This window comes from Roseateles asaccharophilus (genome assembly GCF_031458115.1).
Lineage (GTDB): Bacteria > Pseudomonadota > Gammaproteobacteria > Burkholderiales > Burkholderiaceae_C > Pelomonas > Pelomonas asaccharophilus_A.
On record NZ_JAVDXV010000009.1, the window covers coordinates 226,913 to 252,287 of the forward strand.

General features: G+C 68.2%; 19 protein-coding genes. 7 read left to right on the plus strand and 12 right to left on the minus strand.

What is annotated here, in order from left to right:
* The first annotated feature begins 91 nt into the window (after positions 1-91).
* The 3 genes from J2X21_RS21935 to J2X21_RS21945 all read left to right on the plus strand — a co-directional run bounded on the left by J2X21_RS21935 (position 92) and on the right by J2X21_RS21945 (position 3,736).
* Positions 92-1,147 (plus strand): sensor histidine kinase, encoded by a 1,056-nt coding sequence (locus J2X21_RS21935; RefSeq protein ID WP_310332195.1) that lies wholly within the window; start codon positions 92-94, stop codon positions 1,145-1,147.
* Positions 1,144-1,905: a LytR/AlgR family response regulator transcription factor gene (locus J2X21_RS21940; RefSeq protein ID WP_310332197.1), complete on the plus strand. Its 762-nt coding sequence runs from the start codon at positions 1,144-1,146 to the stop codon at positions 1,903-1,905. Before J2X21_RS21935 ends, J2X21_RS21940 begins: the two co-directional genes overlap by 4 nt.
* Before the next feature lie 112 nt (positions 1,906-2,017).
* Positions 2,018-3,736: a M14 family metallopeptidase gene (locus J2X21_RS21945; protein ID WP_310332198.1), complete on the plus strand. Its 1,719-nt coding sequence runs from the start codon at positions 2,018-2,020 to the stop codon at positions 3,734-3,736.
* A gap of 12 nt (positions 3,737-3,748) precedes the next feature.
* On the opposite strand, the gene J2X21_RS21950 is transcribed toward J2X21_RS21945, so the two are convergent.
* A complete protein-coding gene (locus J2X21_RS21950; RefSeq protein WP_310332199.1) occupies positions 3,749-4,420 on the minus strand; it encodes an alpha/beta hydrolase family protein in 672 nt (223 codons plus the stop codon).
* Positions 4,421-4,867: 447 nt separating this feature from the next.
* Here J2X21_RS21950 and J2X21_RS21955 point away from each other — a divergent pair, with 447 nt between their 5' ends.
* A complete protein-coding gene (locus J2X21_RS21955) occupies positions 4,868-7,879 on the plus strand; it encodes a TonB-dependent receptor domain-containing protein (protein WP_310332201.1) in 3,012 nt (1,003 codons plus the stop codon).
* Between the two features lie 70 nt (positions 7,880-7,949).
* Positions 7,950-10,016, plus strand: a complete 2,067-nt coding sequence (locus J2X21_RS21960) for an alpha/beta hydrolase family protein (protein WP_310332203.1) — start codon at positions 7,950-7,952, stop codon at positions 10,014-10,016.
* Between the two features lie 60 nt (positions 10,017-10,076).
* Here J2X21_RS21960 and J2X21_RS21965 read toward each other — a convergent pair whose 3' ends face one another.
* The 6 genes from J2X21_RS21965 to J2X21_RS21990 form a co-directional block, all read right to left on the minus strand.
* Positions 10,077-10,208, minus strand: coding sequence for a hypothetical protein (locus tag J2X21_RS21965; protein WP_310332204.1), 132 nt, complete (start codon positions 10,206-10,208; stop codon positions 10,077-10,079).
* Between the two features lie 48 nt (positions 10,209-10,256).
* Entirely contained in the window at positions 10,257-10,523 is a 267-nt protein-coding gene (locus J2X21_RS21970) for a hypothetical protein (RefSeq protein WP_310332205.1), read from the minus strand.
* Positions 10,524-10,545: 22 nt separating this feature from the next.
* Positions 10,546-11,259 (minus strand): queuosine precursor transporter, encoded by a 714-nt coding sequence (locus J2X21_RS21975; RefSeq protein ID WP_310332206.1) that lies wholly within the window; start codon positions 11,257-11,259, stop codon positions 10,546-10,548.
* Positions 11,260-11,287: 28 nt separating this feature from the next.
* Positions 11,288-14,572, minus strand: coding sequence for a PAS domain-containing hybrid sensor histidine kinase/response regulator (locus J2X21_RS21980; RefSeq protein WP_310332208.1), 3,285 nt, complete (start codon positions 14,570-14,572; stop codon positions 11,288-11,290).
* A 92-nt stretch (positions 14,573-14,664) separates the two neighbouring features.
* A complete protein-coding gene (gene pyrF, locus J2X21_RS21985) occupies positions 14,665-15,468 on the minus strand; it encodes an orotidine-5'-phosphate decarboxylase (protein WP_310332210.1) in 804 nt (267 codons plus the stop codon).
* 34 nt (positions 15,469-15,502) lie between these two features.
* Positions 15,503-17,749: a putative bifunctional diguanylate cyclase/phosphodiesterase gene (locus J2X21_RS21990; RefSeq protein WP_310332211.1), complete on the minus strand. Its 2,247-nt coding sequence runs from the start codon at positions 17,747-17,749 to the stop codon at positions 15,503-15,505.
* Between the two features lie 69 nt (positions 17,750-17,818).
* Between J2X21_RS21990 and J2X21_RS21995 the strand changes: the two genes are divergently transcribed.
* Entirely contained in the window at positions 17,819-18,328 is a 510-nt protein-coding gene (locus J2X21_RS21995) for a GNAT family N-acetyltransferase (protein ID WP_310332212.1), read from the plus strand.
* 54 nt (positions 18,329-18,382) lie between these two features.
* Here the strand turns inward: J2X21_RS21995 and purB are convergent, their stop codons facing one another.
* Genes purB through J2X21_RS22010 form a run of 3 tightly spaced genes read right to left on the minus strand, consistent with a single transcriptional unit; the run spans position 18,383 to position 22,080 of the window.
* A complete protein-coding gene (purB, locus tag J2X21_RS22000) occupies positions 18,383-19,759 on the minus strand; it encodes an adenylosuccinate lyase (RefSeq protein ID WP_310332214.1) in 1,377 nt (458 codons plus the stop codon).
* A 33-nt stretch (positions 19,760-19,792) separates the two neighbouring features.
* Positions 19,793-20,869 carry a M48 family metallopeptidase gene (locus J2X21_RS22005; protein ID WP_310332215.1) on the minus strand — a complete coding sequence of 359 codons (1,077 nt, stop codon included), beginning with the start codon at positions 20,867-20,869 and terminating at the stop codon, positions 19,793-19,795.
* Positions 20,866-22,080 carry a YjgN family protein gene (locus tag J2X21_RS22010; RefSeq protein ID WP_310332216.1) on the minus strand — a complete coding sequence of 405 codons (1,215 nt, stop codon included), beginning with the start codon at positions 22,078-22,080 and terminating at the stop codon, positions 20,866-20,868. The genes J2X21_RS22005 and J2X21_RS22010 overlap by 4 nt, the downstream gene beginning before the upstream one ends.
* A 210-nt stretch (positions 22,081-22,290) precedes the next feature.
* Between J2X21_RS22010 and J2X21_RS22015 the strand changes: the two genes are divergently transcribed.
* A complete protein-coding gene (locus tag J2X21_RS22015; RefSeq protein WP_310332217.1) occupies positions 22,291-22,917 on the plus strand; it encodes a glutathione S-transferase family protein in 627 nt (208 codons plus the stop codon).
* On the opposite strand, the gene J2X21_RS22020 is transcribed toward J2X21_RS22015, so the two are convergent.
* Together J2X21_RS22020 and J2X21_RS22025 are read right to left on the minus strand one after the other, a co-directional pair.
* Positions 22,918-23,565: a response regulator gene (locus J2X21_RS22020; RefSeq protein ID WP_310332218.1), complete on the minus strand. Its 648-nt coding sequence runs from the start codon at positions 23,563-23,565 to the stop codon at positions 22,918-22,920.
* An 84-nt stretch (positions 23,566-23,649) separates the two neighbouring features.
* Positions 23,650-25,302 carry an FMN-binding glutamate synthase family protein gene (locus J2X21_RS22025; protein WP_310332219.1) on the minus strand — a complete coding sequence of 551 codons (1,653 nt, stop codon included), beginning with the start codon at positions 25,300-25,302 and terminating at the stop codon, positions 23,650-23,652.
* Between the last annotated feature and the right edge of the window lie 73 nt (positions 25,303-25,375).

Here is a 25,375-nt window from a genome sequence, read left to right on the forward strand (position 1 = left end):
CCGATCGGTCGAATAACCATCCAAGCGCTGCTTTCCGCCATTCGCCGCAGGCCGGGCGATCGGTGCGCGGCGCCCTCCTAGACTGCGCGCCATGTCTTCAAGCCCCTCATCCAAGACGACCCGCCTCGACTGGGAGCAGTGGTACTACCCGGGCCCCCGGCGCGTCTTCACGGCCGACGAGATGGCCCGCGCGGGCACCCAGCCCTGGCCCAGCGGCATCGACCACTACACCTACGTCAACGTCATCATGGTGCTGGCGGTGACGTCGCACGAGACCTCGCGCATGCCGTGGATCTGGCCCCTGGGGCTGGCGCTGTGCTGGCTGTCGCTGGCCGTGGCACGCTGGCTGTGGCAGCAGCCCACCCGCAAGCGGCTCAACCAGGCCAGCTGGGTCGTGGGCATCGCGATCGGCGCCGGCGGCGTGCTGGCCACCAAGATCGGCTGGCAAGACGAGACGCGGGACCGCCTGCCGCTGGTGCTGGCGCTGATGGCGGCCGTGCTGTCGGCCTGGTGGATGGTGACGCTGTTCCGCGTGCAGCAGATCGAGGCCCGGCTGCGCGAGCTGGCCGAGCAGGACGCTGCACTGAAGCTGTCCACGCGTCTGGCCGCCGCGCAGATCCAGCCGCATTTCCTGTTCAATACGCTGGCCTCGCTGCAGCACTGGGTGGATACCGGCGACGCCCGCGCCGCGCCGCTGCTGCGCGACTTCACGGCCTACCTGCGCGCGACGCTGCCGATGTTCGAGCGCGAGCTGCAGCCGCTGGCCGACGAGCTGGAGATGGTGCGCCGCTATCTCGCCATCATGCAGGCCCGCTTGGGCGCGCGGCTGAGCTTTGGCATCGACCTGCCCGCCGGCGTCGACGCGCTCCTGCCGCCCGGCATCGTGCTGACGCTGGTGGAGAACGCCATCGCGCACGGCATCGAGCCGCAGCTGCGCGGCGGCCACGTGGCCGTCGCCGTGCGGCGCGACGGCGCCAACACCATCGTCACCGTGCGTGACGACGGCCCCGGCCTGGCCGCCGACCAGAAGGACGGCGTGGGCCTGACCAACACGCGCCGCCGCCTCGCCCAAGCCTGCCCCAGCTGCACCCTGACCCTGACCTCCGCCGACCCCGGCTGCCTCGCCACGCTGACACTGACACCATGACTGCACTGACCGCCCTGATCGCCGACGACGAGGAAGCCCCTCGCGAACAACTGCGCGCCGCGTTGGCCCGGCTGTGGCCCGAGCTGGCCATCGTGGCCGCCAGCACCAACGGCGTGGAGGCCTGGGACGACTGCCTCGCGCATGAGCCCGCCATCGCCTTCCTGGACATCCGCATGCCGGGCCTGACCGGGCTGGACGTCGCGCGCCGGCTCTCGGCGCTGGCCACGCCGCCGCTGATCGTGTTCGTCACCGCCTACGACGACCACGCGCTGGCCGCCTTCGACGCCGGCGCGGTGGACTATGTGCTGAAACCGGTGGACGACGAGCGGCTGGCGCAGGCATTGGCACGCCTGAAGCCCCGCCTGGCGCAGCCCGCCGCAACGGACACCGCCGCGCTGCAGCGCCTGCTGGCCAGCCTGGCCGCGCCCAAGCCGGCGCCCCGCCCCATCCAGGCCAGCCTGGGCCGCGAGGTGCAGCTGATCCCGCCCGACGAGATCGTCTATTTCGAGGCCGACGCGCGCTACACCCGCGTGGTGCACCAGGGCGGCGACGCGCTGATCCGCACGCCGCTGCGCGAGCTGCTGGCGCAGCTGGACCCCGACCAGTTCTGGCAGATCCACCGCAGCGTGCTGGTCAACAGCCGCTGCATCGCGCGCGCCGTCCGCGTGGACGAAGGCACCATGGTCGTCACGCTGCGCGGCCGCGAGGAGAAGCTGCCGGTGTCGCGGCAGTTCCAGGGGCTGTTCAAGGGCCAGTAGCGAATCCAGTGGAAACCCTTGGCTGCGCAGCTCTGGTGCATCACCAGAATCCGCGTCTTACAAAAGACACCCGCCGGCGCCCGCAGACCTGCGCGACGGCCCAGACGACGCCATGCCCAGCACGCTGCCCAGCCCCCGCTTCGACCACTTCTACCGCTACGACGAACTGACCTCGCTGCTGTTCGCCTATGCCGAGGCCCGACCCAACCTCGTGTCGGTGCGCTCCATCGGCAAGAGCTACGAGGGGCGCGACATCTGGGTGGTCGTCGTGACGAATCTCGCCAGCGGCATGGACATCGACAAGCCGGCGATGTGGCTGGACGGGAACATCCACGCGGCCGAGCTGACCGCGTCCACCACCTGCATCTACTACATGCACCAGCTGCTGACGCAGCACGGCGGCACGTCGGCCGAGGCGCAGCAGATCAACCGGCTGCTGGACACGCGCACGCTGTACATCGTGCCGCGCCTGAACCCCGACGGCGCCGAGCTGGCACTGGCCGACCGACCGCGCCACATCCGCAGCTCCACACGCCCCTACCCCTTCACCGAGGAGCCGGTGGACGGCCTGACCATCGAGGACGTGGACGGCGACGGCCGCATCCTGACCATGCGCGTGCCCGACCCGCACGGCGGCTACAAGAAGCATGCCGGCGACCCGCGGCTGATGGTGCCGCGCGAGCCCGGCGAGCACGGCGGCGAGTACTTCCGCCTGATCCCCGAGGGCTTCATCCGCAACCACGACGGCCTGACCATCAAGCTCAACGCCGACCGCGAAGGCTTGGACCTGAACCGCAACTTCCCCGGCGAATGGCGCCAGGAGTTCCAGCAGCTGGGCGCCGGCCCCTACCCCACCAGCGAGCCCGAGGTGCGCGCGATGGTGGAGTTCATCACCAGCCATCCCAACATCGGCGCTGCCATCAGCTTCCACACGCACAGCGGCGTCATCCTGCGCCCCTGCGGCACGCGCAGCGACAAGGACATGACGCCCGAGGACCTGTGGCTGTTCCAGCAGTTCTCGGCGCTGGGCGAAAAGCACACGGGCTACCCGGCCGTCAGCATCTACGAGGAGTTCCGCTACCACCCCAAGGACGTCATCACCGGCACGCAGGACTGGGTCTACGAGCACCTGGGCGCGCTGTTCTGGGTCGTGGAGCTGTGGTCGCCCAACAAGGAGGCCGGCGTCGACGGCTACAAGTGGATCGACTGGTTCCGCGAGCACCCGGTGGAAGACGACCTGAAGCTGCTGCGCTGGAGCGACGAGAAATGCGGCGGCCAGGCCTATGTGGCGTGGACGCCGTTCCAGCATCCGCAACTGGGCGCCGTCGAGATCGGCGGCTGGGACAAGATGAACTACTGGCGCAACCCGCCGCCCGCCTTGCGCGAGCGCGAGGCCGCGCGCTTCCCGGCCTGGATGACGCAGATCGCGATGAGCCTGCCCAAGCTGGAGCTGATCCGCACCGAGGTGCGCGCGCTGGGCCCGGACATGTGGCGGGTGCGCATGGCGGTCGCCAACTCGGGCTACCTGCCGGCCTATGTGACGCAGCGCGCGCTGGAGCGCAAGACCGTGCGCGGCGTCATGTTCGAGCTGCACCTGCCCAGCGGCGACCCGGCCATCAGCCTGGTCAACGGCAAGGAGCGCATGGAAGGCCCGCAGCTGGAAGGCCATGCGCCCAAGCAGAGCCAGCTGGCCTTCCTGCCCAACAAGCAGCCCACCGGCGACCGCGCCGTGGCGGAGTGGGTGGTGCGCGCGCCGGTCGGCACGCGCATCACGCTGTCGGCCAGCGCCGAGCGCGCCGGCATCGTGCGGACCGAAGTCGTGCTGGACTGATCCGGCGCGGCCTCAGCCGACAGGCCGCTCGTTCTCCTGGGCGGCGATCAAGGCCTCGCGCCACAGCCGCGCGGGAATGAAGTTGCGCAGCTGCTCCATGGCCTTGGCGATCAGCGCCGGGTGCAGGCCGTGGTCCAGGTGCGGCAGCAGGTCGGCCGTCACGTCCGCGCCCAGGTCCACCAGCGCCTGCGCCGCGTCGACGACGTGGCGGTACGAGAAGCGCCGGTCCTCCAGACCGTGGAACAGGTGCACGCAGACATCCTGCGGCGCCGCTTCGGGCCGGGCCATATAGCCGCCCGCGAAGGCCAGCACGCGGCCCACCAGTGCGGGCTCAGCCTGCACGGCCTCCAGCGCCAGCAGCGCGCCGTCGCCCACGCCGGCCAGCGCCACGCGCTGCCAGGGCAGGCCCAGCTTCGCGCCCTCGGCGCGCACCCGGTCGATCAGGTGCGGCAGCGCCGTCTCTACATCGGCGGGGCTGGGTGACTCGTCCGCCCACCAGCGGCAGCGCCCTTCGGCATCGCGCAGCGGCGGGTGCAGGTTCAGCGTGACCGCCCGCGGGTACTGCGCCTGCAGCGCGGCAGCCAGCGGCGCCAGCGTGTCGGGCCCGTCGGGGGCGATGCCGCTGTCGGTCAGCAGCACGAACAGCAACTCGGGTGCCGTACCCGTCTCTTGGTTTGTGCTCATCGCAGTATTTTCGGCGCCAGATCCCATTTCTCCGGCCTAGTAAGAATTTGGGGCGGATTATTTAAAAAAAACCGGGGTTGGCATGACTTCATGCACCCAAGCAGAGCATGAATTCGCCAACCTTTATTGGCCGGTTTTCCAGTAAGCGAAGGTTGCTGATTATTTTTCACACCAAACAGTATGGCGATGCTGTTAGCAGCATTGTTCTTTAGCCGACCGCCCGGTCGGGCAGTTACGTGTGTTGGCTGATTGCAACGATGCAGCCACACAACAGCAATCATCCACCTAGGGTCGACCCTAGGTCTACCCGCCGTTCACATTCGGCCTGACCCGCCCCCCTAGTATGAAGTTTCGGTGACAAGCCGAATGGTCGCGCCGCTACCCCGGCGTCGCGCCGATCGAAGACATCCCGCTTCGGTTGTTCCTTTTCTTATCCCTCACCCCACCGTGTTCAAACCCACTCTGAAACCCATCGCCCTCGCGGTATTCAGCCTCACCCTGGCGAATCATGCTGCAGCGCAGCAAACCGCAGCCGACAATAACAAGCCGGCCACTTCCGCAGAAACCCAAACCACCACGCCGCAGAAGCTGGACACCGTCGTCGTGACGTCCGGCTCGCGCATCAAGCGCGACGCCTTCAGCTCGCCGGCACCGATCCAGATCATCAAGAACGAAGACGCCGCACTGGCGGGCTTCACGTCCACGGCCCAGGTGCTGCAGAGCACCTCAGTGACCGGCGGCGCCGGCCAGATCAACAACGCCTTCGGCGGCTACGTCACCGACGGCGGCCCGGGCGCCAACACCGTGGGCCTGCGCGGCTTCGCCCCGACCCGCTCGCTGGTGCTGCTGAACGGCCGCCGGATGTCGCCGTCCGGCACGCGCGGCTCGGTCGGTGCCGCCGACCTGAACACGCTGCCGAACTCCATCGTCGACAGCATCGAAGTGCTGAAGGACGGCGCCTCCTCCATCTACGGCTCCGATGCCGTGGCCGGCGTGATCAACATCATCACGAAGAAGAACCTGACGGGCATCCGCCTGGACGGCTCCCTCTCGCAGACGGAGCATGGCGGCGGCAACGCCTACAACTTCTCCATCGCCGGCGGCGTGGTCAACGACCATTCGCGCTTCCTGGCGTCGTACAACTTCAGCGAGAACACCGCGATGACCCTGGGTCAGCGCGAATGGACCCGTTGCAACACCGACTACCTGCGCACCAGCGCGAACGGCGTCGTCGGTGCCTGGGGCAGCGGCGACTTCGTCGACCCGCTGACCGGCAAGCCCAAGTGCTACCCGATCACGGGCACGGGCTCCAACGGCGTGACCATCAACACCCTCGGCACCGCCTCCGCCACTGGCGTTGGCGCTGCCGGCTCGGTCGGCACCAGCTTCAACCGCTGGCGTCCGAACTCGGCCGTGACCACCGGTCTGGCTGGGTGGGAAGGCGTGGGCGGCGGCAGCAACAACCTGAACGTTCGCGACACCTTCGACCCCCGTGCGATGAACAACACAGTGATGTCGCCGGTGCGCAATCACAACCTGTACGCGCAAGGTGCGATGGACGTCCCGGCTCTGGGCGGCGATACCGAAGCCTACTGGGAACTGCTGTTCAACCGCCGCGAGTCGTCACAGGTCGGCTTCCGCCAGCTGTCGCTGGACTACGCCAAGGGCAGCCCGCTGATCCCCGCCAACCTGCAGTTCAGCACCTTCCTGCCGGCCGGTGGCTCCTTGATGACCAACGGCCTGGCCACGGGCGTGCGCGGCTTCATCGGTGCCGGCAACAGCTACTCCAGCCAGGAAGTGGACTTCACGCGCGTCGTCGCCGGCGTGCGTGGCGCCATGATGTTCAACTGGGACTATGACGTCTCGGTCCAGCATGCAGAGAGCAAGGGCAGCTACACCTTCGACGGCTTCCGCACCGACCGCCTGTCGCAGAGCATGAACGTCGTGGCGAACGGCAACAGCTTTGCCTGCGCCAATACCGCCAACGGCTGCGTCGCCGCTCCTGCGCTGACCTCGGCCGTCATCGGCGGCCAGCTGCCGGCTGCCTGGCTGGGCTTTGTCTACGACAACTTCACCGGCTCGACCAAGTACAAGGAAAGCATCGTCTCGGCCTCGGCCACCGGCAAGATCTTCAAGCTGCCTTACGGCGACGTGAAGGGTGCCGTCGGCGCCGAATTCCGCAAGATGTCCATCGACGACACTCCGTCCGTCGACCAGCAGACCGCCAACATCTACAACTTCACGTCCTCCACGCCGACCCGTGGCAGCGACCAGGCTTTCGACGTCTTCGGTGAAATCGAAGTGCCGCTGCTGAAGAACGTGACGCTGGCCAAGGACCTGACGCTGAACGGTTCCGTCCGCCGTGCCGACTACAAGTCCTATGGCGCCGACTCCACCTACAAGATCGGCGCCCTGTGGGCCCCGACCAGCTGGGTCTCGCTGCGCGGCACCAACGGCACCTCGTACCGTGCTCCGGCACTGTTCGAGCAGTTCGTGGGCGCGACGACGGGCTTCCTGAACCAGTCGGGCGATCCCTGCAACACGCCCACCGCGGGCACGACGCGCGCGGCGAACTGCGCCAGCGAGGGCCTGTCGCCGACCTTCAACCAGACGCAAAGCATCACCTCCATCACCAAGGGTGGTCGTGAGTCGGGTCTGGCTGCGGAAACGTCGAAGAACTCGTCGTGGGGCATCATCCTGCAACCCGCACTGCCGACCGGCTTCGGTGACGTGTCCATCGCCGTGGACCGTTTCGACGTCAAGGTGGACAACGGCGTGTCGCGCATCGCCACGGGCAGCATCCTGGCTCTGTGCTATGACGACCCGGCGTTCCGCACGGGTGGTGGCTATTGCAACCTGATCACGCGTAACGCCACGACCAACGCGCTGACGGTCAACAACAGCTACATCAACCTGTCGACCGACGTCGTCCGCGGCTACGACTACAACATCCGCTACACGAACGACGTCGGCGTCGGCAAGCTGCGTGTGAACCTGTCGGCCACCGAGTACCACTCGCAAGCCAGCAAGGTCTTCCCGACCGATCCGCTGATCCAGAACAACGGCCGCGTCGGCATCCCGCGCTGGTCTGGTGCCCTGGACGTGAACTACACCGTGAAGGGCTGGACGGCCTACTACGGCATGGAGTGGGTCGGTGCCACGTCGAGCTATGAGTATTACCAGCGTCAGGCCACCTCGGCCGCATCCGCTGCGCTGTACAACCCCGACACCAGCATCTACCAGATGCGTACCCCTGACTACTTCCTGCACTCGGCGTCCGTCAAGTACAGCGACAGCGTGGGCAAGTGGTCGGCGACGTTCGGCGTGCGCAACCTGGCTGACAAGACGCCGCCCATGATTTCGCAGGGCTATGCAAACCGCGTCGGCAATGCGCCTCTGTACAGCGGCTACGACTACCTGGGCCGTCGTTTCTTCATGAACTTCTCCAAGACGTTCTAATCGCCCACTCTTAGCGATCAACGCCCTGGCACCCCGTGGTTGCCAGGGCTTTTTTTCAGACTCATTCCGCATGAAAACCACCCTGAACCACGTAGGGCGGCTGCTGCTCGCCACGGGTGCCGCGCTGGCGCTCTGCCAGGCTGCCGTGGCTGCCGATCCACCTCCCATCCGCGTCCCCACCATCGAGACACTGGCCCAGTTCCCCGGCATGACGGGCTTCCGCATCTCGCCCGATGGCAAGCACATGATCGCCATCCAGAGCCAGGGCGACTCCCGCAACATCCTGGTCTGGAAACTGTCGGACCTGAACGCCAAGCCCACCGTCATTGGCGCCACGAGCATGCAGATCAGCAGCGCGTCGTTCCTGAAGACCGACATGCTGCAGGTCACCATGACGCAGATCTACGACCTGCGCTCTGACGAGGTCGTCAAGACCTTCATCAGCAAGCTGCTGTTCACCGACCTGGAGGGAAAGAACTGGGTGGAGCCGATGGCCTCCACCGAGATCGCCCGCTCCGAGATCGCCAAGAAGGTGGCGGCGCTGTCCAACCCGACCGTGCTGAGCCGCATGCCAGGCGACCCCGATCACGTCGTGCTGCTGAGCGACTCGGGCCTGTCCTCCAACCGCGACATCTACCGCTACAACCTGCGCACCGGTCGGGCCACCCGCATCATGCGGCTGGGCGACTCGGACAACGCCGTACTTGCCAACTCCAAGGGCGAGGTCTGGGCCAAGACGCGACTGGGCAGCGATGGCCAGGGAACGTTCACGGCCATCGACCTGCGCGGTAAGGATGGCGAGTGGGTGGAGCACTTCCGCAGCTACGTGAAGAACCGCGACGTGGTCGACGTGATCGCCCCCGGCACGAAGGCGGGCACGGCCATCATCCGCAGCAACGTCGGCCGCGAGGTCGCCGGCCTGTACGAGTACGACATCGCTGCCCGCAAGGTGACCGACACGCTGTTCGAGCACAAGTTTTTCGATGCAACCGGCGTGCGTTCGTTCCGCAACGACGACGGCCCGAACGACGAGGGCTTCGATGGCTTTGCGCTGGACGGTCACCTGGGCAACGACGAGCACTGGGACAACCCGCAGATGGAGTCAGCCGTGCTGGGCATCGCGCAGGCGCTGGGCATCAAGGAAATGGCGCAAGAGTTGGTGATGGTGGGCTCGGGCGAGCGCGCGGCGGTGCGCTCCTTCGACGGCGTATCCGTACGCGTGATGCAGTACGTGGCCGGCGAAAAGCCGACCTATTTGATCCGTGTCAGCGGCTCCACGTACCCGACCGAGCACTACCTGCTGCGAGACCAGAAGATCCAGCTGCTGGCCAAGGAGTTCCCGGACGTCGACAGGCGCGCTCTGGGCACCGCGCGCTTCGTGTATTACAAGGCGCGCGACGGCCTGAACATCCCGGCCTACCTGACCGTGCCCAATCCGCAACTGTGCGGCCCCGGCCCGTATGCCGCTGTCATCCACCCTCACGGCGGCCCATGGGCGCGCGACACGATGGACTACGACCGCTCGGGCTGGGTGCCGCTGCTCGTGTCGCAATGCCGCGTCGTGCTGCAGCCGCAGTACCGGGGCTCGTCGGGCTGGGGTCGCACACTGTGGTTTGCGGGTGACCGTGAATGGGGCGGCAAGATGCAGGACGACAAGGACGACGCCGTGAAGTGGCTGGTCAGCGAGAAGCTGGCCGATCCCAAGCGCGTCGCCCTGTTCGGCTTTTCCTACGGCGGCTACGCGGCGTTCGCGGCCTCGGTGCGGTCCAACGGCCTCTACAAGTGCGCCATCGCCGGCGCCGGCGTGTCCGACATCGAGCGCATCTGGGCCAGGTTCTTCACCAACCCGTACTTCCAATCCGGGCAGGAGCCGACGGTGCGTGGCCTGAGCCCGCTGACCAAGGCGGACAAGATGGAGATCCCGCTGATGGTCTACCACGGCGATCGCGACCAGACCGTGCCGCTGATCCAGTCGGAGCTCTTCGTCGACAAGGCCAAGGCCGCCGGCAAGCCGGTGGAGTACCACGTGCTGAAGGACTACGGCCACGGCCCTGCATGGACGCGCAAGACCAACGCCGACCAGCTGAACCTGATCAGCAACTACCTCGGCTCGGGTTGCGGCGGCGGCGGTCTCTGACCTTGACTCACCCATGAAGAACGGCGGCCCGCGGGCCGCCGTTCTTGCTTCAGGCCGGGCTTACAGGCAGCAGGCCATCAGCCGCTGCACGCAGCAGGCCAGGTCGCCGCAGCAATTCTGCGCGGCCAGGGCGACGGCGGAAGCCGTCAGCAGGCTCGCGGCGGCCGCGAGCTTGATGAACATGGATTTCATGGAAGTCCTTTGAAGTTGAATGGATGAGAAGAAGGCAGACGCCGCGAGCTAGTCGGGCGGGCTCCAGATTTCATCGATCCAGTTGTCAAAGGAGAGCGGCAGCACCGCCGGCCCGAGGCGCGCCGGTGCAGCCTCCGGCGTGGAAGGCTCCATCACGGGCAGCGCCACCGGGCTCGCGCACAGCGCGCAGACGCTCACGCAGGCCGGCATCGCATCGCAGCCGCCCGACTCGCAGCAAGGCTGGGCCGCGCGCGCCAGCGGCACCAGCGCCAAGCTGGCAAGCAGGGTCAACACAAGGAGCAGACGGCGCCACATGCCCTGATTCTGCACCTGGCCCTCAGACCTTCAGCGTGAACGGGTTGAAGTTGGTGTCGCGGTCGTAGTGGTCCAGGCCCTCGGCCTTCTTCAGGAAGGCGACGAAGCGCGCCGTGACCGGGTACAGCACGGCCTCCCAGATCAGCTTGAAGAAGTACTGCGCGACGAATACCGCCAGCAGTTGCTCCTGCGGCCAGATGCCCCAGAACGCGATGGTCAGGAACAGGCCTGTGTCCAGCAGCTGGCCCACGGCCGTGGAGCCGACGATGCGCGCCCACAGGAAGCGCCCGGCGGTCGCGACCTTCATCTTGGCCATGACGAAGCTGTTGGCGAAGCTGCCCGCCGCGAACGCGATCATGGACGCCGCCACCACGCGCCAGGTGTTGCCGAACATTGCCTCCACGTGCTGCTGGTAGCCATCCATGAAGGCGTTGCGCGCCGGCGGCAGGTTGACGATGACGAAGGCCATGAAGGCTGCGAACGCCAGTGCGCCAAAGCCGGCCCAGACGACACGGCGGTCGCGGCCGTAGCCGTAGACCTCGGTCAGCACGTCGCCAAAGATGTAGCTGATGGGGAAGAAGAACAGGTCCGCGCCGAAGGTGACGGTGCCAAGCAGCGGCAGGTCCACCTGCGCCGCCTTGGCCGGCCCGATGAGGTTGGCACACAGCAGCACGCAGACGCAGGCCGCCATGATCAAGTCGTAATACTTGAAGTTCCTAGGCTCGGCTTTGTTCATGGGCTCCCTCCCGTTGGAGCCCGCATTCTCAGTGCTTGGTCGTCAAACGCAGCAAAGCCGCGTGCAGCTTGGGCGGGTCGATGGGCTTGGTCAGGAAGTCATTCATGCCCGCGGCCAGCGCATCGTCGCGCTCCGAGACCAGCGCGGCCGCCGTCAGCGCGACGATGGGCAGTTGCTCGGACGTGAAGTGCCGGCGCAGCTCGCGCGTTGCGTCGTGGCCGCCCATGACCGGCATCTGCACGTCCATCAGCACCACGTCGAAGGGCTTGCCCACGCTGGCCGCGGCCAGCACGGCCTCGATGGCCTGGCGGCCGTCGCTGGCCTGCGCAACCTCCATGCCCCATTGCTCCAGCTGCGCCACGGCGATCAGCATGTTGACGGGGTGGTCCTCGGCGATCAGCACGCGCCGGCCCTGCAGCGCATCGGGCGCGGCGCGCGATTCGCGCGGCTGGTGTGCCATCGGTGCCGGCGCGCCGGGCAGAGGCAGCTCGGCCCAGAAGGTGGAGCCCTCGCCCACGGCGCTGACGACGCCGACCTCGCCGCCCATCAGCATGGCCAGCTCGCGGCAGATGGACAGGCCCAGGCCCGTGCCGCCGAAGCGGCGCGTGGTGGATTCGTCGGCCTGCGTGAAGGGCTGGAACAGCCGCGCCTGCTGCTCGGGCGCGATGCCTGGGCCGCTGTCGCGCACCTCCACCCGCACCCATTCGCCGGCGCTGCCCTGACCGTTGACGGGCAAGGCCTTCACGCTGACGGTGACGCCGCCGCGCTCGGTGAACTTCAGCGCGTTGGTCAGGTAGTTGGACAGGATCTGGCGCGTGCGCAGCGGGTCGCCGAACACCCAAGTGGGCAGCGCCGGGTCCATCTCGACGGCGAAGGACAGGCCGCGCGCCTGCGCCAGCGTCACATAGGCCAGGCGCATGGACCCGAGCAGCTCGCGCAGCGAGAACGGCTGGCTCTCCAGCGTCAGGCGGCCGGCCTCGATCTTGGACAGGTCCAGGATGTCGGAGATCAGCCCGGACAGGCTTTCGGCGCTGTCCATCATCTGGTTCAGGTAGTCGCGCCGCTGCGCGTCCGAGAGGTCGGGTTGCTGCGCCAGCCGGCCCAAGCCCAGCAGGCCGTTCAGCGGCGTGCGGATCTCGTGGCTGGTGTTGGCCAGGAAGGCGCTCTTGGCGCGGTTGGCGGCCTGGGCCTCGTCCTTGGCGTGGGCCAGCTGGTCTTCCACGCGACGGCGCTCGGTGATGTCCTCGATGATCCAGATCGTGCCGCCGCGGCTGGGGTGGGCAGGGTCCACCACCTGGGCCAGCAGCCGCGCCAGGAAGGTGGTGCCGTCGCGGCGGCGCATCGTGCGCTCGGCCTCGATCTGCTCGCCGGCGGCCAGTCGCGGGCCGACCTCGCGGCCCACCGCCTGCCAGTCCTCGACCGACGGCCAGACCACGCTGCCGTGCTGGCCGATCAGCGCCCCGCGCTCCCAGCCGAACATGGCTTCCAGGCGCGGGTTGGCCAGCACGAACTGCTGGTCGCGCGTCAGCGCGATACCGATGGACGCGTTCTCCAGGATGGCGCCATGCACCAGCCGCGTCCGCTCGCTCTCGGACACGTCGCGCGCGTACAGCACCAGATAGTTCTGGCCGTCCATCTCGAACGGTGCGACCGACACCAGCATGGAGACGGCGCTGCCATCCTTGCGGCGGAAGCTGATGGGCAGGTTGCTGGCGATGCCGTCACGGCGGATGGCATCGCGCACGGCGGCGCGGTCGTGGGTGTTGTGCCAGATGCCGATCTCCTCGGCGGTGCGGCCCAGCACCTCGGCGCTGCTCCAGCCGCTGAGCTGCTCGAAGGTCTTGTTGACCATCGCGTAGCGGCCGCTCTCGGCCTCCGTCAGCGTGATGACTTCGGGGCTGGTCGCCACCAGGTGCGACAGCAGGCCCTCGCTCCGGCGCAGTGCATCCTGCGCGCGGCTCTGTTCGGTCTGGTCGGTGAAGAAGGTCAGCGTGGCCGGTCCGGAGGCCGTCTCGACGCGCACGCTGGTGGCCTGCACGAGGCGGCGGCGGCGCGACAGCGTTCGCAGCCGGTACTCACCCATCGGCTGCATGGCGCCGGGCGCCAGGCCCTCCAGCCGCGCGGCCTGCTGGCGCGCGGTCTCGTCGTCGCCCGGCTCGTAGTGGCTGAACAGATCCTGACCGATCATGCTGGAGCGCTGCGCGTAGCCGAACATCGCCATGGCGGCCGGGTTGGCATCCACGACGCGGCCCCAGCGGTGCAGCACCAGCGGGCTGGGTGAGCGGCGGAACAGCTCGCGGTAGCGCGTCTCGGTGGCGTGCACGGTCTGCTCGGCGGCAACCTCGTGCGTCACGTCGCGGCCCACGCCCCAGTAGCCGCGGAAGTTGCCCTGCGCATCGAAGCGCGGCTCGCCGCTGATGGACACCCAGCGCGGGCTGCCGTCGGTGCCGGTACGGCGGGCCACCATGCCGTGGAAGGGACGGTGCGACTCCAGATCGGCGCGGTGTGCATCCAGCTCGTCGTCGGACAGGCCCATGCCCTCCACCTCCCAGGGTGTCTTGCCCAGGCGGCACTGCAGATCCAGGCCGGAGTTGCCTTCGCGCTCCTCGGCCACGTGCGTGAAGCGGAACTCGCGGTCCATCTCCCAGTACCAGTCCACCGCCATGCCCAGCAGGCCGCGGAAGCGCGCGGTACGCTCCTCGGCCTCGGCCAGCGAGCGTTTGACCATCTTCAGTACGCCGATGCCCGTGATCAGGCCGGAGAACAGCATGGCCGCCTGCGCCGATGCGCGCAGCAGCAGGTCTGCCGACGCGACGGGTCGGGTGTGCCAGCCCAGCGCCTCGGCCACGCCCAGGCCCAGCAGCGCTGCCGCGCCCAGGCCGGTCAGCGTGAGACCGGCCCACAGGCCCAGCAGGCCGGTCGCAAAGGCCACCACCAGGCCCATCAGCGGCAGGCTCATGGACCACAGGCCCAGGTCCCGCGACACCGACACCACCACCGGCAGCGACATGACCAGCGCCAGCATGCCCAGCGCCAGCCACGGCCCCTGCTGCTGGGGCATGCGATTCAGCAGCGCCAGCCGCAGCAAGGCCAGCGCGGCGATCAGCAGTGCGAAGGCCGGCGGCAGCCAGCCTCCCTGCCACTCGTGAGGCTCGCGGGTGAACCAAAGCAGCAGCGCCACCGGCAGGAAAATCTGGGCGCAGGCCAGCAGGAAGACGCGCGACGCCTGCCAGCGCATGCGCACATGCAGCCGCTCACGCTGCCGCTCAGGCGGCAGGGCATGGCCGACGAGGCTGCTGAGTTCGTCAACCATCCTGCCCATGTCAGCGCCGCCCGGCCGCCCGAAGGCGCTGACGCGCCCCCTCGGGGGGCAGTGAACGAAGTGAGCGCGGGGGCCGCATGCCCTCAGGCCAGGCTGGCGCGCGTGGCGATGGCGACTGCGCGAGCCTTCTCGGCGAAATCGGCGCCCGCATGGGCGTACAGGATGGCGCGCGACGAATTGACCACCAGCGGCGCGTCACGCCCGGCGGCCTGCACGACGGCAGCGGCGTCGCCGCCCTGGGCACCCACGCCAGGCACCAGCAGCGGCAGCGTCGGCGCGAGCTGGCGCACGCGGGCGATCTCCTCGGGATAGGTGGCGCCAACGACCAGGCCCAGCTGGCCGTTGCGGTTCCACTGCGTCTCGGCCAGATGCGCCAGGTGCTCGAACAGCCGCGGATGTCCGGGCACATCGGCCAGGCGCTGCATCTGCCAGTCGTCGCCGCCCTTGTTGGACGTGCGGCACAGCAGGATGGCGCCCTTGCCCTCGTAGGCCAGGTAGGGCTCGACGGAATCGAAGCCCATGAAGGGTGACAGCGTCACGGCATCTGCCGCGTAGCGCACGAAGGCCTCGCGGGCGTACTGCTCGGCGGTGGAGCCGATGTCGCCGCGCTTGGCGTCCAGGATGACGGGCACCTGGGGCGCAACCGCGTGGATGTGGGCGATCAGCCGCTCCAGCTGGTCCTCGGCGCGGTGCGCCGCGAAATAGGCGATCTGCGGCTTGAACGCGCAGACCAGGTCGTGCGTGGCGTCGACGATGGCCGCGCAGAAGTCGTAGATGCGACTGGCATCGCCGGCCCAGGCGCCGGGGAAGCGGCTGGGCTCGGGGTCCAGGCCCACGCACAGGCGGGAGCTGGGGGTCAGGGCTTGGAGCTGGGCGATGAAGGTCATGGCGAGGGCACCCAGTCGCTTGCGCGAGCGGGCTTCATGGGAGTGCGTAGGCCGAGTTGGGCGCGGAGATCGGTGGATTCTCCGCGAGCACGGACTCAGCAAAGGCATCGGCCGGCACAGGCCGGCTGAACAGATAGCCTTGCACGGCCATGCAACCCTGGCGGCGCAGGAACTCCAGCTGCCCTTCGGTCTCGACGCCTTCGGCCAGCGTTTCCAGGCCCAGCGCCGCAGCCATGCGGATGACGGCGTCGACGATGGCGCGGTCTTCCGCGTCCTCGGTCAGGTCGCGCACGAAGGACTGGTCGATCTTCAGCTTTCCGACGCGGAATTTCTTCAGATAGCTCAGCGACGAGTGGCCGGTGCCGAAGTCGTCGATGGACAGCCGCACGCCGCGGGCGTGCAGCTCGTTCATCACGGCGATGGCCGCGCCGGGGTTCTCCATCGCGGCGCCCTCGGTCAGCTCCAGCTCCAGGCGCTCGGCGGGCATGCCCACGTCGTGCAGCACGCGGCCCACCAGGCCGGGCAGGTCGTCGTTGCGAAACTGCACGGCCGACAGGTTGACCGCCATGGTCAGCTCCGGCAGGCCGGCCTGGTCCCAGCGACGCAGCTGGGAGAGCGCTTCCTGCAGCACCCATTCGCCGATGGGCAGGATCAGCCCGGTGGTTTCGGCGATGGGGATGAATTCGGCCGGCGACACCCAGCCCAGTTCGGGGTGCTGCCAGCGCAGCAGCGCCTCGGCGCCGACGATGCGGGTCTCGCCACCGGCCTCCAGCGCGAACTGCGGCTGGTAATGCAGGCTCAGCTGTTGCCGCTCCAGCGCGCGGCGCAGCGCGTTCTCCAGCGTCAGCGCGCGGGCCGACTGGGCCTGCATCTCGCTCGTGAAGAAGCGGTAGGCGTTGCGGCCGTCGCGCTTGGCGCGGTACATGGCCGCGTCGGCGCACTTGCACAGCGTGTCGAAATCGTCGCCGTCGGTCGGGAACATCGCGATGCCCATGGACGGCGTGACGGTCAGCTCCTGCTGATCGACCTGGAAGGGCGCGCTGGCCAGCGCCATCAGCTTGGTGGCCAGGTGGGCGGCGCCGGCGATGTCGGTCAGCGGCAGCACCAGCACGAACTCGTCGCCCCCGGTGCGGGCCACGGTGTCCTGCTCGCGCACGGCGCCGCGCAGCCGCGCGGCCAGCTGCACCAGCAACGTGTCGCCCACGCGGTGGCCCAGCGAGTCGTTGACGTTCTTGAAGTGGTCCAGGTCCAGGAACAGCACGGCCAGCGGTTCGTCGCTGCGGCGTGCGATGTCGATGGCCTGCGTCGCGCGGTCGGCCAGCAGGTGGCGGTTGGGCAGGCCGGTCAGCCCGTCGAACATCGCCAGGCGCTGCGCACGCGCCTCGGCGGCCTGCTGCTCGGCGATCTTCAGCTGCAGCTCCGCCACGGTCTGGCTCAGCTGTTCGGTGCGCTGCGCGACCAGCGCTTCCAGCTGGTTCTTGGCGTTCAGCAGCTCCTGCTCGGCCAGCTTGCGGGCCGTGATGTCCTGCGTGATCCAGATGGAGCCGCGCGACAGGTCGCTGCGGTCAATCGCCTTGCTGCGCACCTCGCACCAGACCGGGCTGCCGTCCTTGCGGCCCAGCAGCATCTCGGCGTGGAAAGAGTCGCCGCGCGACAGCGGTTCATAGCAGAGGTCGCCCGCGGCCTTCCAGTCCTCGTCGCTCAGGTACCAGGCGCGCGAGAACTGGCCGTCCAGCTCGCCGGGCTCGAAGCCGAAGATCTGCTCGAACGCGCGGTTCACGCGCGTCACGCGGCGGCCGCGCAGGAACACGATGCCCACCATCGCGTGGTCGAAGATCAGCTGCTGCTCGGCGTGCAGATCGGCCAGCGCGGCATCGGCCAGCCGGCGGTCGTGGATGTCGTCGACGATCCAGATCGAGCCATCGGCCGGGTCGTAGGGGTTGATGAGGCGGCCGGTCAGATGGGCCCAGAAGGCCTCGCCGTTCTGACGCAGCATCAGCTGCTCGCTGCGGAAGGTCTCGCCGGCGGCCAGAAGCGGATAGGCGCGCCGGCCCAGGCTGCGCGCGGCGTCCTCGCTCTCGTACAACTCCACGCTGCTACGCCCCACGGCCGCCTCGGGGCTGGCGAAGCCGTAGATCTCGGCATAGCGCTGGTTGCAGCGCACCAGCGTGCGGTTCTTCACGAACACCACACCCACGCCGGCGTTGGCCAGGATGACATCCAGCTCGCGCAGCGCCTGGCTGAGCTCGGGGTTGTCGCTGGTGTCGGACGCTAGGCTCATGAGCGATGGATGGGTGGAGGCGGACGTGTAGCGAAATGTCGGGGCAGTAACAGGCTATTGTCTGGATCCATGCACATCCTGGACACCGCACGCCTGTCGCTGCGTGAATTCACACCGCTTGATGCCCCCTTCCTGCTGCGTCTGGTCAACGAGCCTGGATGGATTCGCAACATCAACGACCCCGGCGTGCGCACGCTGGACGACGCGCTGTCGTGGGCCGAGAAACGGCTCTTCGCGGCCTACTGCGAACTCGGTCACGGCTTCTGGGCCGTGCAGCGCCGTAGCGACGGCGAACTGCTGGGCATGTGCGGCCTGTTCAAGCGCGCGGTGCTGCCGGAGCCCGACCTGGGTTATGCGCTGCTGGCCGTTCACGAAGGCCAGGGCTATGCGCTGGAGGCCGCGCAAGCCTGCGTCACGCACGCGCGAGAGCGGCTGGCCTGGCAGACGCTGATGGCCATCACGGCCGTCGACAACCCACGCAGCACGGGCCTGCTGGGCAAGCTGGGCTTCGTCGAGCAGGGGCAGGAATGGCTCGAGGGCTACAACGAGCCCTCGAGAGTGTTCAAGCTGGCTCTCTAGCCAGTTGGGGACAGAGCTACTCGCTGCGCTCGATCAGTCTGTCCCGCAAAGTCTTCAAACTTTCTTTGCCAGTTCCTGCGCCAGACCCGTGTAGGAACCCGGCGTCATCTTCAGCAGCCGCGCCTTCTCGGCCTTGGGCAGATCCAGTCCTTCGATGAAGGCGCGAATGGATTCCTGCGTGATGGCCTTGCCGCGCGTCAGCTCCTTGAGCTGCTCGTAGGGGTTGGGCAGACCAAAGCGACGCATGACCGTCTGGATGGGCTCGGCCAGCACTTCCCAGGCGGCGTCGAGGTCGTCGGCCAGCGCGGCCTCGTTCACTTCCAGCTTGCCCAGGCCCTTGGCCAGCGAGTCGTAGCCCAGCAGCGCATAGCCCAGGCCCACGCCCATGTTGCGCAACACGGTGGAGTCGGTCAGGTCGCGCTGCCAGCGGCTCACGGGCAGCTTCTGCGACAGGTGCGTCAGCACGGCGCTGGCCAGGCCGAAGTTGCCTTCCGCGTTCTCGAAGTCGATGGGGTTGACCTTGTGCGGCATCGTCGAGCTGCCGATCTCGCCCGCCTTGGTCTTCTGCTTGAAGTAACCCAGCGAGATGTAGCCCCAGACGTCGCGCGACCAGTCGATCAGGATGGTGTTGGCGCGCGTGAAGGCGTCGAACAGCTCGGCCATGTAGTCGTGCGGCTCGATCTGGATGGTGTACGGGTTGAACGTCAGCTTCAACTGCTTCTCGATGACGGTCTTGCTGAAGGCTTCCCAGTCGTGCTTGGGCCAGGCCGACAGGTGGGCGTTGAAGTTGCCCACCGCGCCGTTCATCTTGGCCAGCGGCTTCACGGCGGCGATGCGCGCACGCGCCGTCTGCAGGCGGGCCACGACGTTGGCGATCTCCTTGCCCACGGTGGTGGGGCTGGCCGTCTGGCCGTGCGTGCGGCTCAGCATCGGGATGGCCGCGAACTGGTGAGCCATGCCGCGCAGCTTCTCGATGATGCCGTCCAGCGCCGGCAGCATGACCTCGTCGCGCGCGGCCTTCAGCATCAGCGCGTGGCTGGTGTTGTTGATGTCTTCGCTGGTGCAGGCGAAGTGCACGAACTCGCCGGCGGCGAGCAGCTCGGGATGGCCTTCGAAGCTGCGCTTGATCCAGTACTCCACGGCCTTCACGTCGTGGTTGGTCGTGCGCTCGATGGCTTTGATCTCCTCGGCATCGGCCTCGCTGAACTTCTTCACGAGGCGGCGCAGGCGCGAGCGCGCGGCGCTGGACAGCGGCTTGAACTCCTTGAAGCCGGCATCGCTCAGCGCGATGAACCACTCCACCTCGACCTGCACGCGGCGGTGCATCAGGCCGTACTCCGACAGCAGCGGGCGCAGTGCGGCCACCTTGGCGGCATAGCGGCCGTCCAGCGGCGAGAGGGCGCTGATGGCGGAGTAGTCGGAGGTGGTCATGGCAGCCGGGCGGATCGTGGAAAACCCGCGATTCTAGTTTTTGGGGGGCGGTGCGGCTTCGGCCTTGAAGAAGGCAATGCGTTCCTCGTCCGGCGGATGGCTGGAAAACGCCGTGGCATAGCCGGTGTCCTCGTCCTCCCCGTGCTCCTGGCGATGCTGCTGCAGCCGCTCGAAGAAGCTGACCATGACAGCCGGCTTGATGCCCGCGCCGCGCAGCAGCGTGCGGGCGTAGTCGTCGGCCTCGCGCTCGAAGTCGCGCGAGTAGCTCTGCTGCGCCAGCAGCGCCGGCGCGCCGGCCAGCACGAGGGAGAAGTCACCGATCAACACGCCGCTGGCCAGGCCCGCCGCGCCGGCGCGCAGCGTCAGCCGCATGCCGTGGCGATGCTTCACATGCCCCAGTTCGTGGCCCAGCACACCGACGATGGCGTCGGGCTGGTCCTCCAGCAGCTTGACCAGCTCGTCGGTCACGACGATGACGCCACCCGGCAAGGCCAGCGCGTTGGGGCCGAAGCGGGGGCCGCCTTCACGGAACTCCAGTTCGAACTCCGTCAACTGCGGCAGCGCGCGCTGCTGCAGCGACACGTTCACCGCGTTGGCGAAGCGCGCGAACACCGTGCGCCTTTGCAGCCAGGTCAGCCGGCTGGGCCGCAGCCAGTGCCGGTCCAGCTCCTTCAGTACGCGGCGGCCGACCTGGTCGTCGAAGTGCGCGGGCAAGACCTTGACGGTGGTGTCCGCCACCGCCGGCACGCCCCAGCGCCAGCCGGCAAACAGCGTGGCGACCAGCAGCAGCAGCGTCAGCAGCGCCAGTTGCGTGCTGCGCTGCCAGCGCGGGATGGCGCCGTGCCGGCGGCCACTGTGGCCCAGCCAGTCATCGTAGGCGGCCGCGTCGGTGCAGCTCAGCACGCCGCCGTCGGGCAGCAGGATCTGGCGCTGGCCATGTTGCAGCGGCTCGGGCCAGCGCAACCTGGCCGACGCGTAATCGCGCGGCGCGGCGTCGTCGACCTGCACGCAGACGCGCTGCGCGTCCAGCCAGACCTTCACGGGCCGCGGCACGGGGCGCAGGCCATCGAACCACTGCATGGCCAGCGTGGGGGAAGCGGTCGTGGTCATAGGCCCAGCTCGATGCCAAAGAAATCACCCGCGGCTTCGCCGGACGCATCGGCCACCGCGGCGCTGTCGCTGCCGTCCCAGCCGTCCATGGAGCCGGTCACCGTGATGCTGACCGCCTCCAGCTTCAGCTTCCAGGTGTTGACAACCGCGAACGGCCGGTACAGGCCCAGCGTCAGCAGCGTCAGCACCCAGTTCTTCGTGTTCAGCCAGGCCAGACGGCGAAAGCTCAGCCGGCTCGCGAAGCGCAGCTGCTGCGACGCCGTGTGGTTCCAGACCAGGTTCTGCAGGCGGGCATGGAAGAACGGCAGGATCAGCACGAAGGACAGCAGGTAGGCCAACAGCGTCACGCCGATGGCGGCCGTACCGGCGAACTTGTGGTCCGTCATCCACGCCCCCACGCCGCGGATCATCAGCACGGCCAGCACCACCAACGCCGGCACCAGCACCCAGCCCAGCGTCTTCACGGCCAGGCCGTAGAAGCGCCGCGTGGGCAGCTGCATCTGCGCGCGCTGGTCGGCCAGCTGGTAGTGGTTGTGCTGGTAGTGCTTGACCTTGGCCAGCGCCAGCGGCAGCAGCGCGACGTAGAGCACGGCGCCGATGCCGCCGATGACGATCATGCTGCCGCCGATCAGCCCGGCCCAGCGCGAGCCTATGGCCACGCTGCCCTCCATGACGGCGCGCGCGAACTGCTGCACGCCGATCATCAGCACCAGCGGCCAGATCGCGACGCCGAAGACCGAGTAGGCGTCGGCCAGGTCACCGCGGAAGGCCATGCGCAGGCCGCGCCACGAGGTGTTGGCGAGCCGGAACTGCTGGCCCGCCCGCCACAGCGCCGGCCACAGCACGCACAGGCCCAGGAAGGCGACGTAGCCAGCCAGCGGCGAAAAGCGCGAGCCGATCGCATAGATGCCGAACAGCGCCACCAGCACCAGAAAGCCGCGGAACATCGTCTTCGGCTCGCCATGGAAGGCCAGCGCGTCGCCATCCACCCAGGTGTTGGCGTACAGGTAGCGGATGCGCCGCGCCTTCGCGAACGGCAGGTACAGGCCCAGCGTCAGCAGGATGAGCAGCGTGTGCAGCAGCCAGATGCGCAGGTATTCGGTGCCGGTGCCGCTGAAGTGCAGCGGCAGCTCGCGCTCGGTGGGCGCCTCGGGCGCAGGCGGCGGTTCGACCACGGACGGCACGTCCGCGGTCAAGTCGGCATCGATCATTCATCCTCCCTGGATGCTCATGTGTTCCGGCTTCCGGCGACGTGACCGCAGCGTCTGGGCGGGCAGCACTTTGCAGGGCACCGTGGAGACTGGCAACCCCTGGATGCGCGGCTGTCGGGGCGAGCCGACAGGCTTTTTTCACTGGGCTTGGCTCAAGGACCGATCGCTAGAATCGTTTCGACTTGTGATGCCCGTGTTTGCCCTATGACGATGAAGTTGATCGGATCTCTCACCAGCCCCTACGTGCGCAAGGTGCGCATCGTGATGGCTGAGAAGAAGCTCGATTTCCAGCTCGTGCTCGAGGACGTCTGGGGCAGCGACTCCATCCTGAAGATCAACCCGCTGGGCAAGGTGCCCTGCCTGGTCATGGAAGGCCAGGACTCCATCACCGGTGCGATGTTCGACTCGCGCGTCATCGTGGAGTACGTGGACACGCTGTCCCCGGTGGGCAAGCTCATTCCCGACCGCGGCCGCGAGCGCTGCGAGGTGCGCACCTGGGAGGCGCTGGCCGACGGCATCATGGATGCAGCCATCCTGGCCCGCCAGGAACGCCACTGGCCGCACCGCACCGACGCACAGCGCAGCACCGCCTGGGCGGACCGCCAGCTGGGCAAGGTGCATGCAGGGCTGGCCGCGATGAGCCAGGGGCTGGGCGAGAAGGCCTGGTGCTCCGGCAACCATTTCTCGCTGGCCGACATCGCCGTCGGCTGCGCTTTGGGCTGGCTGGAATTCCGCTTCCCGGACATCCACTGGCGCGAGAGCCATCCCAACCTGGCTCGGCACATGGACAAGCTGTCGCAGCGCGCCAGCTTCGCCGAGACGGTACCGACCGCCTGATCAGGCGATCAGCAGTTCGCGCGAGCGGACGTGCAGCAGGCGCACCAGGCGCCAGATGCGGCGCTCGACCTCGGCGGCGTCCAGCACCCACAGCGTCGCGATCTCGGCCAGCAACAGGCCTTGCGCCAGCAGCGTCAGCAGATGGCGGCTGGCCTGCTCGATCTGACGGCCGGCGGGCGTCGCGTCCAGCGCGGCTGCCGCCTGGCGGGCCGTGACCAGCGGGCTGCGCTCGATGCCAAACGCGGCCAACGCCTGCCGGGCCAGCTGCGGGCTGAGCATGGAACGGCGGTCGTGCAGCCGCGCCAGCGCCTCGACGAGGCCCGCGCCGCTGCCATCGTCCACGTGATACGCGTTGGCACCGGCGCTCAGCGCCGCGAACAGCTGCAGGTCGTCGGCCGTGGGCGTCAGCAGCAGCAGCTGCGGCCTCACGGGCAGCCGGCCCAGTTCATGGGCCACGCGCATGGCATGCGCGTCGACCAGACGCAGGTCGCTGGCGACGATGTCGGGTGCCAGGCTGTGGATCTCCTGCAGCGCGTCGGTCAGGTTGCCGCTGCTGCCGGCCAGCTCCACGCCATCGGCGCGCAGCAGCAGCGACCGCGTGCGTTGCAGCGCGGTCTCGCCGAGGCGAAGCAGGTAGACGGTGGGCATGGTGTTGCGCATTGTGCGCGTTTCAGCACAAAACCCCCTAAATCGTAGTCTTCAACCCCCATGAACTGGCGGTTGCCACCAAGGTCAGGGGGAAGGCTGGATCGCCCCCTGCGGCGCGAAGCTGTGCGCGCTGGCCAGCGGCCAGTAGACGCGGAAGGTGTTGTGCGGCAGCTCGCCCTGCAGCAGCGCGCCGCGCTTCACGAAGGGCAGCAGGTTGGCCAGCAGCTTTACCTCGTGCTTGTCCAGCCGGTGCACGATGTGCTGAGCCGTGATCTCCTGCGGATGACACAGGCCGGCGGCCTCCACCAGCTCCTTCAGCGCCTTCAGCGTGCCCTGGTGGAAGTTGGAGACACGCTGCGCCTTGTCGGGCACGACGATGGCACGCTGGCGGTGCGGGTCCTGCGTCGTCACGCCGGTGGGGCAATGGCCCGTGTGGCAGGCCTGGGCCTGGATGCAGCCGAGCGCGAACATGAAGCCGCGGCCCGAGTTGCACCAGTCGGCGCCCAGCGCCATCAGCCGCACGATGTCGAAGGCGGTGGTGACCTTGCCGGCACAGCCGATCTTGATCTTGTCGCGCAGGTCCAGCCCCACCAGCGTGTTGTGCACCAGCAGCAGCCCTTCCTGCACCGGCGCGCCGACATGGTTGGTGAACTCCAGCGGCGCCGCGCCGGTGCCGCCCTCGGCGCCGTCCACGACGATGAAGTCGGGCGTGATGCCGGTCTCCAGCATGGCCTTGCAGACGGCAAACCATTCCCATGGATGGCCTATGCACAGCTTGAAGCCGGTGGGCTTGCCGCCCGAAAGCTCACGCAGCTGCTCGATGAACCGCATCATCTCGATGGGTGTGGAGAACGCGCTGTGCCGGGCCGGCGAGATGCAGGACACGCCCTCGGGCACGCCGCGCGCGGCAGCGATCTCGGCCGTGACCTTGGGGCCGGGCAGCACGCCGCCGTGGCCCGGCTTGGCGCCCTGGCTGAGCTTGAGCTCGATCATCTTGACCTGCGGGTCGCGCGCATTCGCGGCGAACTTGTCCGCGTTGAACGAGCCGTCGTCGTTGCGGCAGCCGAAATAACCCGAGCCGATCTCCCAGATCAGGTCGCCGCCGTGCTGGCGGTGGTGAATGCTGATGGAGCCCTCGCCGGTGTCGTGCGCGAAGCCGCCCTGCTTGGCGCCCTTGTTCAGCGCCAGGATGGCGTTGGCGCTCAGCGCGCCGAAGCTCATCGCGGAGATGTTGAACACGCTGCACGAGTAGGGCTGCGCGCGGCCCGCGCCCACCGTGATGCGGAAGTCGTGGCTGGGCAGGTGGGTGGGCGCCAGCGAGTGGTTGATCCACTCGTAGCCACGTGCGCCGGTGTCCAGCTGCGTGCCGAAGGGGCGCTGGTCGGGGTCGCCCTTGGCGCGCTGGTAGACGATGGAGCGCTGCGCGCGCGAGAACGGCGCGGCGTCGTTGTCGCCCTCCAGGAAATACTGGCGGATCTCGGGGCGGATGAACTCCAGCAGGAAGCGCAGGTGCCCGATGACGGGATAGTTGCGCAGGATGGAGTGGCGCGTCTGGCGCATGTCGCGCAGGCCCAGCAGCGTCAGCGCCAGGAACAGCACGGCCAGCAAGCCGTCGGCCAGCCCGGCCGTCCAGCGTATGGCGAAGAACATCGCCAGCAGGCCGCACAGCATCCAGGTCGCGTACCGCAGCGGAAAATGCGTGTTCAGGCGTCTCAACCAGCCGGGCCAGGCAAGCATAGGTGTCCTTCTCCTCCACCGTGACGACCGGAGCTTAAGGCCGCCACGCCCCACAATCGGCGCGAAACAACCC